Origin of the sequence: Lentzea indica (genome assembly GCF_012184385.1) — a bacterium.
Lineage (GTDB): Bacteria > Actinomycetota > Actinomycetes > Mycobacteriales > Pseudonocardiaceae > Lentzea > Lentzea indica.
In genome coordinates, this window is sequence record NZ_VSRL01000332.1 from 1 (window position 1) to 8,476 (window position 8,476).

Consider the following 8,476-nt stretch of genomic DNA (forward strand, 5'->3'; position numbering starts at 1 on the left):
GTGACGAGCACCCAGACCGCCCTGGAGATGGCGGCCATCGCCAGCACCCAGATCTGTCCACCGTTCACCGCGAGCCCGGCGGCGGCGATGGTGACGAGCATCCCGCCACCCGCGACCAGTGCCGCGGCCGCGCCGGCCAGCGGCGAGGTGTGCCACTGCCAGGTCACGCAGGCGAAGGTCACCAGTAGCCGGAGCCAGCCGGTGTTGGCGGCGTCGACGGCGCCGGTCCACAGGGCGACCAGGCACACGGCCAGCAGCACCGTGACGTCGACGGCCACCGGCGGACGTCCGCCCCTGCTCAGCCACCAGCAGTAACCGCAGGTCCAGGCCGCCGCGACGACGACCACGAGGACGGCGGACCACAACCGTTCCGGCGAAACCCTGAGCAGAACGATTGTGACGATGGGCGGCAGGGTCGCAACGCGCACGACAGCCGCGCACCGCGGTCCGAACCGCTCCAGCAGCCGTGTCGCTTCCCCGGCCACCGTCACCTCACTGCCCTGCCCCGGCCATCACCGCTGATCTTGCCATTGACCGGAGGGCGATGTGTCCGGTTCAGGCAGATCGGGCACCTGGATTGTCAGGTGTTCACCTGACAGCACGGCGGCTCGCAAGCAAGGACAGTGGATCTCGGCCAATGCAGGCCATCCTCGGCATCGCGGTCATCCCCTGATCGGAACCGAGCCAAGGGGGGCGAAGGAGAAGGCCGGTTGCCGCGACGGGGGCGGCAACCGGCCTTCACACCCCCAGATCAGCGACGGCGTCCGCGTGGCCCGATCCGCCGGCCGTTGGCCAGGTCGAAGAAGTGCAGTTGCTCCAGGCACAGATGCACGCCGACGTGCTCACCGTGCACAGGCCGGACGTCCGGCCGCACGCGCAGCACGAGTTCACCGGTCCGCAGCTCGTGCAGGCCACACGGTTCGACGCCCCACGCGCCGACGTCGACCGACACGAGAGTCTCGTGGCCGTGGTGCTCCAGATGGCGCACCTGGCCCTTCAGGACCGGGCCGGACGAACCCGGGGCAGCGGGGCGCAGGGCTTCGGTCCTGGCGCCCACCGCGATGTCCTCACCGTCGTAGTGCGCGACGGCACGGGCGCGCATGTCCGGCCACGGCAGGTCGATCGCCTGACCGCCGATGTGCAGTTCGACGTGGCTGTCGACGACCACCTGCACGTAGGCCTTGAACAGGCTCATCCTGGGGCTGCCGAGGAACGCCGCCACGTGCATGGTCGCGGGGTGCCGGTAGACCTCGTCCGGCCGGCCCTCGTCCTCCAGGACACCGTTGCGCAGCACCGCTATCCGGTCGGCCATCGTCTGCGCCTCGATCTGGTCGTGCGTCACGTACAGCACCGTCAAGCCGAGCGAGCGCGCCAGGCCGGCGATCTCCGCCCGCAGACCGGAACGCAGAACCGCGTCCAAGTTGGACAGAGGCTCGTCCATCAGCAGCACGCGAGGTCCGCGCACGATGGCCCGTGCCATCGCCGCACGTTGCCGTTGGCCGCCGGACAGCTCGGCAGGTCTGCGGTCCAGCAGGTCGCCGATGCCGAACGCCTCCGCCACCTCGGCGATCCGTTCGGCGCGCTCGTCCCGGGGACGCTTGGCGACGTCCAGCGGAAAGCCGATGTTGTCCGCCACGGTCAGGTGCGGGTAGAGCGCGAAGTCCTGGAACACCATCGACACGCCACGGGAGCGGGCAGGCACGTCGTCCGCGGGGACGCCGTCGAGGAAGACCTGGCCGCTGGTCGGGCGTTGCAGGCCGGCGACCATGCGCAGGATGCTCGACTTGCCGCACCCGGACGGGCCGAGGAGCACGACGAACTCGCCGTCCGCCACGGAGAGGCTCACGTCGTTCACCGCGACCGTGCCGCCCGGATGAACCAGGCTCACGTCCCGCAGCGCGACGGCGGTCATTTCGTCGACCCTGCCAGCACGCCCTGCACGAAGTACTTCTGGAACACCAGGAACACCGCCAGCGGCACGATCATCGACAGGAACGCGCCGGTCGCGAGCAGGTCGATGTTGGTGCCGAACTGCCGCAGCTGCGCCCGCAGCGCCACGGTGATCGGCGCCGAGTCCTGGTCGGCGAACACCAGCGCCACCAGCATGTCGTTCCACACCCAGAGGAACTGGAAGATCGTCAGCGACGCGATCGCGGGCTTGGCCACCGGCAGCACGACCCGCTTGAAGATCACCCACTCCGTCGCGCCGTCCATCCGCGCTGCCTCGATCAGGTCGCGCGGGATGCCGGCGAAGAAGTTGCGCAACAGGAAGATGGCGAACGGCAGGCCGAACGCGACGTGGAACAGCACGACGCCGGTGATCGTGCCGAACAGGCCGAACGCGCCGAACAGCTTTGCCACCGGGATCAGCGCGACCTGGATCGGCATGACGAGCAGCCCGACCACGACGACGGTGAGCGTCTCGCGGCCGGGGAACTCGATCCACGACAACGCGTACGACGCCAAAGACGCCATCACGACGACCAGAACCGTTGCGGGCACGGCGATGTAGAAGGTGTTGAGGAACGACTGCCACACCGCCTGGTTCGCGACGAGCTCGGCGTAGTTGGCCAGCGTCAGCTCGGCCGGCTTGGTGAACACGGTCCACCAGCCGGTCGCGGTGTTGGCCGACTCGTCGCGCAACGACGCGATCAGCAGGCCGAACACCGGAACCAGCCAGAACACCGCCACCAGCGCCAGCAGCAGCTGGATCGCGCCGTTGCCGAGCCGTGCGGCGACCCGGGACAGCACTCCCCGCTTCGGCGCACCGGACACGGGCACCTCGATGCGGACCTCTTCTGCTACCAGGGTCACGACCGCTCCCGTCGGAATCTGCGGATGTTGAACAGCATCGCCGGGGCGACCAGCAGGAACAGGATCACCGCCAGCGCGCTGCCGGCACCCTGGTCACCGCCCGTACCGAACGAGACCTGCCACATCTGCAGCGCCAGCACGTTGGCCTCGGACTGCACGGAGCCCGGTGCGATGACGAAGACCAGCTCGAAGATCTTCAGCACGTTGATCACCAGCGTCACGAAGACCACCAGCAGCACCGGCGAGAGCAGCGGGATCGTGACGCGGCGGAACACCTGCCACTCCGTCGCGCCGTCGACCCGCGCGGCCTCCAGCGCGTCACGGGGAATCGCCGAGAGTCCCGCGGCGATGAACGTGATCGCGAACCCGGTCATGATCCAGATCCAGGACGAGATGATCACCGGGGTGATCAGCGACGGGCCGAGCCAGGTCAGGCCGCGGAACGGCAGCGCGAAGTTCGACGACGGCAGGCGAACCGCGACCTCGCCGGACGCCAGGTCCGGGAAGGTGAACCTGCCGTCGTCACCGGTGGTCGTGCGGGCCACGACCTGCCCGTCCCGCACGGCTTCCACCGCGATGCCCGGCAGGCCGCGTTCGATCGGGTCGACCTTGCCCGCGCTGCCACCGACCGACACGTCGAGCCACACCACACCGCGCACTTCGCCGTTGCCCGCGGCTGGAACGGACGCCGGAAGCGCCTGGGCGGGCACGTCCTGCGGCGAGAAACCCACCAGCGGCAACGTGATCGTGTCGCCCGCACGAGCAGGAGCGTCGGCGATGAAGCCCGCTTCCGTCGGGGTGTACCCCTCACGCGGCCGTGCGCCGGGGTACTGCGACGACGGGCTGAACATGTCGTGCACGCCGACCAGGACCGCGTTCACGACGCCCTGGTTCGGCGTCTCCTCGTAGACGAGCCGGAAGATGATGCCGGAGGCGAACAGCGAGATCGCCATCGGCATGAACAGCACCAGCCGGAACGCCGTCGCCCACCTGATGCGCTCGGTGAGCACGGCGAGGATGAGACCGATGCCGGTGACGGCCGCGGGAGCGACCACCACCCAGATCACGTTGTTGCGGAACGCGGTCAGCGTCCGCGGGTCGGTGAACGTGTCGACGTAGTTGCGCAGTCCGACGAACTCGTCACCCGTGGCGTCGAAGAAGCTGCGGATCAGCGAGAACACCAACGGGTACAGCACGAGCGCCGCGAGCACGACCAGCGCGGGCAGCAGGAACGGGATCGCCTGCCGGGGCGAGCGCCCCGGCGCGACGTCCACGCTCGGACGGAGTTTCATTTCCCGTAAGCCTTCGCAGCGTTGGCTTCCAGCCGCGCCATGATCCCGTCGACGTTCTTCGGGTCGGCGAGGAAGTCCTGCAGGTCCTTCCACTCCCCAGCGCCCTTCGTGCCGCCGAACGCGGCCGGTGCCAGGTCGGACATGTCGAACCTGACGTTGTCGCCCGCGTCGACGATCCGCTTGGCGAGGTCCTGGGTGACGTCGTCGGGGTAGGCCGACTCCGGGATGTCCTTGTTGGGCGAGAGGAACCCGCCCAGCCCCGCCCAGATCTCACCGGACTCCGGCGAGGCGAGGAACTTCATCAGCTCGGTGGTCGCCTTGTCGTCCTTGAACTGCACGGCCATGTCACCGCCGGCGACCACGGCGTCCTTGCTGCCCGCGACCGACGGGAACGGGAAGAACTTCGCGTCCTGGCCGACCTTCGCCTTCGTGTTCGTGGTGATCACGCTCGCCACGAAGTCGGCCTCGAACACCATCGCGGCCGTGGCGGGCTCACCGAAGACGTTGATCACGGACTTGGGGAACTCGGTCTGCAGAGCGCCGCCGTCGACCAGCGTCGGGTCGCCCCACAGCTTCGCCAGTTCCTCCAACGCCTTGCGCACGCTCGGGTCGGTCCACGGGATCTCGTGCTTCGCGAGCTTGTCGTAGTTGTCAGGGCCCGCGGTGCGCAGGTACACGTTCTCGAACCAGTCGGTGAGCGTCCATCCGTCCGCGCCGCCGACCGACACCGCGGCCAGGCCCGTCTCGGAGATCGCCTTGCTGGTCTTGATCAGGTCGTCCCACGTGGCGGGCGGGGTCGCGCCGACCTGCTTGAAGGCCTTCTCGCTGTACCAGAACGCCGACTTGTTGGCGGTCTTGAAGGTGAAGCCGTAGAGCTTGCCGTCGACGCTGCCGAGCTGCTTCCACACCGCCGCGTTGTGCTCGGTGACGGCCTTCTCGACCTCGCCGCTCACCGGCTTGAGCGCGTTCGCCCTGGCGAACTGGGCGACCAGGCCGGGCTGGGCGATCAGTGCGACGTTCGGTGGTGTGCCGCCCGAGATTCTCGTTTGCAGCACGGTCGGGAGCTCGTCGCCGGCGGGTGTGTACTTGACCTCGGCGCCGGTCTTGGTGGTGAACGCCTGCAGCACCTTCTCGAAGTTCTTCTGCTCGTCACCGGTCCACGGGCCGACGACCTCCACGGTCTGGCCCTTGAGGTCCTCCGCGCTCGTTCCCGCGGCACCTCCCGAGCACGCGGCGGCGGCGAGCGCGAGCAGGGCGATCCACTGCTTCCTCATTGAAGCTCTCCTCTACTTCCAGATGGAGGACCCGGTGGCCGGGTCGAAGAAGTGCAGCCGGGAGGTGTCCACCCAGGCGGCGACGGGCTGGCCTTCGTAGATGCGGGTTCTCGGGCTGAACCGTCCAACCAGGACGGTTCCCTTGCCACCTGCCTTGGGCAGGTCGTCGGTGCCGGCGTCCTGCGCGAGCTCACGGGTGTCGTCGGTGACCACGGGCGGGACGTCGACCGGGAAGTGCACGAGGACGTCCGACCCCATGGCCTCGACCAGGTCCGCGACCGAGTGCAGGATCTGGCCCTCCCTCGCGTCGGCGAGTTCGGTGTCCTCCATGTCCTCCGGCCGGATGCCGACCACGACGTCGCGGCCGACGTACTGGCGCAACGCCGGGCGCTGCCTGAGCACGGACTCCGGCAGCAGCAGGGCGTCGGAGTTGAGCGACACCCAGAACCGGCCGTCGTTCTCGTCGAGCCGCGCGGACACGAGGTTCATGCCGGGCGAGCCGATGAACCCCGCGACGAACAGGTTGACCGGCCGGTCGTACAGCTCCTGCGGCGGCCCGACCTGTTGCAGCACACCGCGCCGCATCACGGCGACCCGGTCGCCGAGCGTCATGGCCTCGGTCTGGTCGTGGGTGACGTACACGGTCGTCACGCCGATCTCGCGCTGGATCCGCGCGATCTGCGCCCGCATCTGCACCCGCAGCTTGGCGTCCAGATTGGACAGCGGCTCGTCCATCAGGAACGCCTGCGGCGCCCGCACGATCGCCCTGCCCATGGCGACGCGCTGCCGTTGACCACCGGAGAGGTTGCGGGGCTTGCGGTCGAGGTGCTCGCTCAGTTCGAGGACCTCGGCGACCTCGCGGACCCGGTGGTCGATCTCGTTCTTGGGAAGCTTCCGCAGCGTGAGCCCGAAAGCGATGTTGTCGTACACGTTCAGGTGCGGGTAGAGCGCGTACGACTGGAACACCATCGCCACGTCGCGGTCACGCGAAGGCACGTCGTTGACGACCTGCTCGCCGATGCGGATGGTGCCCTCGGTGATCTGCTCCAGCCCGGCGATCATCCGCAGCGCCGTCGTCTTGCCGCAGCCCGACGGGCCGACGAGCACCAGGAACTCACCGTCGCGGATCTCCAGGTTGAGGTCGGTGACCGCACGGGTGCCGTCACCGTAGGCCTTGCCCAGACCCGTCAGAACGACTTCTGCCACGCCAACTCCCTGGTTCGGTGTGACTGCAGACCGTAGGGCCGCGCGCCCTAAGGGAGATTTAAGGACGAAACACGATCTCGATAAGCTCGAAACACCTCTCCCAATCGGCGGGTTCGCTGCTTACGCTGCGTGTATGTCGAAGGTGCTGGTGGTCGAGGACGACCCGGTGGTCCAGGCGGCGCTCGTGCACGCGCTGACCGACCTCGGGCACGTCGTGCAGGCCGTCGGCACCGCGGTGGCGGCGTTGCGGGAGGCCGGCACCAATGAGCTCGACCTGGTGATTCTCGACCTCGGACTGCCGGACCTGGACGGTGTCGCCGCCCTGCGGATGCTGCGCGGGGTGAGCAACGTGCCGGTCATCGTGGCCACCGCGCGGGGTGCCGAGCACTCGGTCGTGAGCACGTTGAACGCGGGTGCGGACGACTACATCGTGAAGCCGTTCTCGTCCGAACACCTGGCCGCGCGGATCAACGCGCTGTTGCGCCGCACGGGTGGTTCTTCTGCTGCCGTGCCGTCCGAGGTTGTCGTCGTCGGGGATCTCAGTGTCGATCTCGCGCAGCGTTCGGCCACGCTCGGTGATGGCGCGCTTGCGTTGAGCAGGCGGGAGTTCGACCTGCTGGCGTATCTGGCGCAGCGGCCGGGGCGGGTGATCTCGCGACGCGAGCTCATCCAGGCGGTGTGGGGACATCCGTACGTCGGTGACGACAAGACGATCGACGTCCATGCTTCTTGGCTGCGGCGCAAGCTGGGAGAAACCGCGGCGCATCCCCGTTATCTGCACACCGTTCGAGGCGTGGGGTTCAAGCTGGCGGCGCCGGAATGAGATCTGTCATCACCCGTGCGCTGCTGCTCTCCGCGGGGTTGGTGACGGTGGTCTTCCTGGCGACCGCGGGGTTTCTGGTGTACTCGCGGGCTGCTTCCGTCTCCGCGGCCGCTGATCAACGCGATGCGGCGGTCGTCGCTGGTGTGCTTGCGGTTTCGTCGGATGCCGACACCGTGCGGGGAACGATCGCGCGCACGTCCGCCGGTGCCGAGGGACGGTTGTCCGTGGTGCTCGTGGACGGCACGCGGCTCGGTGCGGGTGGCGGGTCGCCGGTGACGTCGGTCGGCGGGGCCACGGTGTCGGTCTTGCCTGCCGCAGTGCCGTTTCCCTTTGGCGCGGTGTTCCTGGTCGTCGGTGTCGCGGTGGTGACGCTGGGGGCTGCGGTGTGGCTGGGACATCGGCCGTTCACGCCGGTGCTCGTCGCCCTGCGGGTGCTCGCTTCGTCGACAGGGCGGCGGGTGCGGCTGCGCGGGCCTCGCGAGCTGGAGGCGCTGGCCGCGTCGATCAACGAGTCTTCCGAGCGGACTTCGCGGTTGCGCGCCAAGGAGCGGGAGATGATCGCGGACGTGTCGCACCGCTTGCGGACCCCGCTGGCGGCCTTGCGCCTGGACGCCGACGCGGTGGGGTCGGGGCCCGTCGCCGATCGGATTCGCAGTGCCGTCAGCACTCTGGGGCACGACGTCGACCGGATCATTCAGGCCCTGCAACCGGCGGAGGGCGAGTCGGCCAGCACGTGCGACGTGGCGTCGGTGGTCGAGGCTCGGATGGCGTTCTGGTCGGCGCACGCCGCGGACCAGGGGCGGGTGTGCGAGATCGACGTCGGCGAGCCCGCCTGGGTGCCGTTGTCGCCCGACGCTTTGGGTGCGGTGGTGGACGCGTTGCTGGAGAACGTTTTCCGGCACACCCCCGCCGCTGCTCCCGTCGGCGTGTCGGTCGTGCGGCATGCCGGGTGGGTGACCTTGGTGGTCGAGGACGGTGGGACCGGGGTCGCGGATCCGTCCTCGGCGTTGCACCGGGGCAGCAGCGGCGGTGGGTCCACGGGGCTCGGGCTGGACATCGCTCGTGCC

The 8,476-nt window shown here is 69.0% G+C and carries 8 protein-coding genes; 2 read left to right on the forward strand and 6 right to left on the reverse strand.

The window, feature by feature from the left end; translation table 11 throughout:
• The 6 genes from FXN61_RS44395 to FXN61_RS44420 all read right to left on the reverse strand — a co-directional run.
• Window positions 1-485 (reverse strand): hypothetical protein (locus FXN61_RS44395; protein ID WP_167979838.1); only part of this gene is annotated, 485 nt, incomplete at its 3' end.
• A gap of 266 nt (window positions 486-751) precedes the next feature.
• On the reverse strand, window positions 752-1,912 hold the full coding sequence (locus FXN61_RS44400) for an ABC transporter ATP-binding protein (RefSeq protein WP_167979839.1): 1,161 nt from the start codon (window positions 1,910-1,912) through the stop codon (window positions 752-754).
• The gene (locus FXN61_RS44405; protein ID WP_167979840.1) at window positions 1,909-2,814 is read right to left on the reverse strand and encodes a carbohydrate ABC transporter permease; all 906 of its coding nucleotides are present in this window, start codon (window positions 2,812-2,814) and stop codon (window positions 1,909-1,911) included. The genes FXN61_RS44400 and FXN61_RS44405 overlap by 4 nt, the downstream gene beginning before the upstream one ends.
• Window positions 2,811-4,106, reverse strand: coding sequence for an ABC transporter permease subunit (locus FXN61_RS44410; protein ID WP_167979841.1), 1,296 nt, complete (start codon window positions 4,104-4,106; stop codon window positions 2,811-2,813). Before FXN61_RS44410 ends, FXN61_RS44405 begins: the two co-directional genes overlap by 4 nt.
• Window positions 4,103-5,380, reverse strand: a complete 1,278-nt coding sequence (locus FXN61_RS44415; RefSeq protein ID WP_167979842.1) for an ABC transporter substrate-binding protein — start codon at window positions 5,378-5,380, stop codon at window positions 4,103-4,105. Before FXN61_RS44415 ends, FXN61_RS44410 begins: the two co-directional genes overlap by 4 nt.
• Window positions 5,381-5,392: 12 nt before the next feature.
• Window positions 5,393-6,586 carry an ABC transporter ATP-binding protein gene (locus FXN61_RS44420; protein WP_167979843.1) on the reverse strand — a complete coding sequence of 398 codons (1,194 nt, stop codon included), beginning with the start codon at window positions 6,584-6,586 and terminating at the stop codon, window positions 5,393-5,395.
• Window positions 6,587-6,719: 133 nt separating this feature from the next.
• Between FXN61_RS44420 and FXN61_RS44425 the strand changes: the two genes are divergently transcribed.
• Entirely contained in the window at window positions 6,720-7,409 is a 690-nt protein-coding gene (locus FXN61_RS44425; RefSeq protein WP_167979844.1) for a response regulator transcription factor, read from the forward strand.
• The coding region (locus FXN61_RS44430) for a sensor histidine kinase (RefSeq protein WP_167979845.1) at window positions 7,406-8,476 on the forward strand (1,071 nt) is incomplete at its 3' end. The genes FXN61_RS44425 and FXN61_RS44430, both read left to right, overlap by 4 nt.

What these genes read in the sequence shown, in the direction of transcription:
- FXN61_RS44400 (WP_167979839.1), bottom strand. Translation starts at nt 1,912, where the DNA reads ATGACCGCCGTCGCGCTGCGGGACGTGAGCCTGGTTCATCCGGGCGGC.
- FXN61_RS44410 (WP_167979841.1), bottom strand. Translation starts at nt 4,106, where the DNA reads ATGAAACTCCGTCCGAGCGTGGACGTCGCGCCGGGGCGCTCGCCCCGG.
- FXN61_RS44415 (WP_167979842.1), bottom strand. Translation starts at nt 5,380, where the DNA reads ATGAGGAAGCAGTGGATCGCCCTGCTCGCGCTCGCCGCCGCCGCGTGC.
- FXN61_RS44425 (WP_167979844.1), top strand. Translation starts at nt 6,720, where the DNA reads ATGTCGAAGGTGCTGGTGGTCGAGGACGACCCGGTGGTCCAGGCGGCG.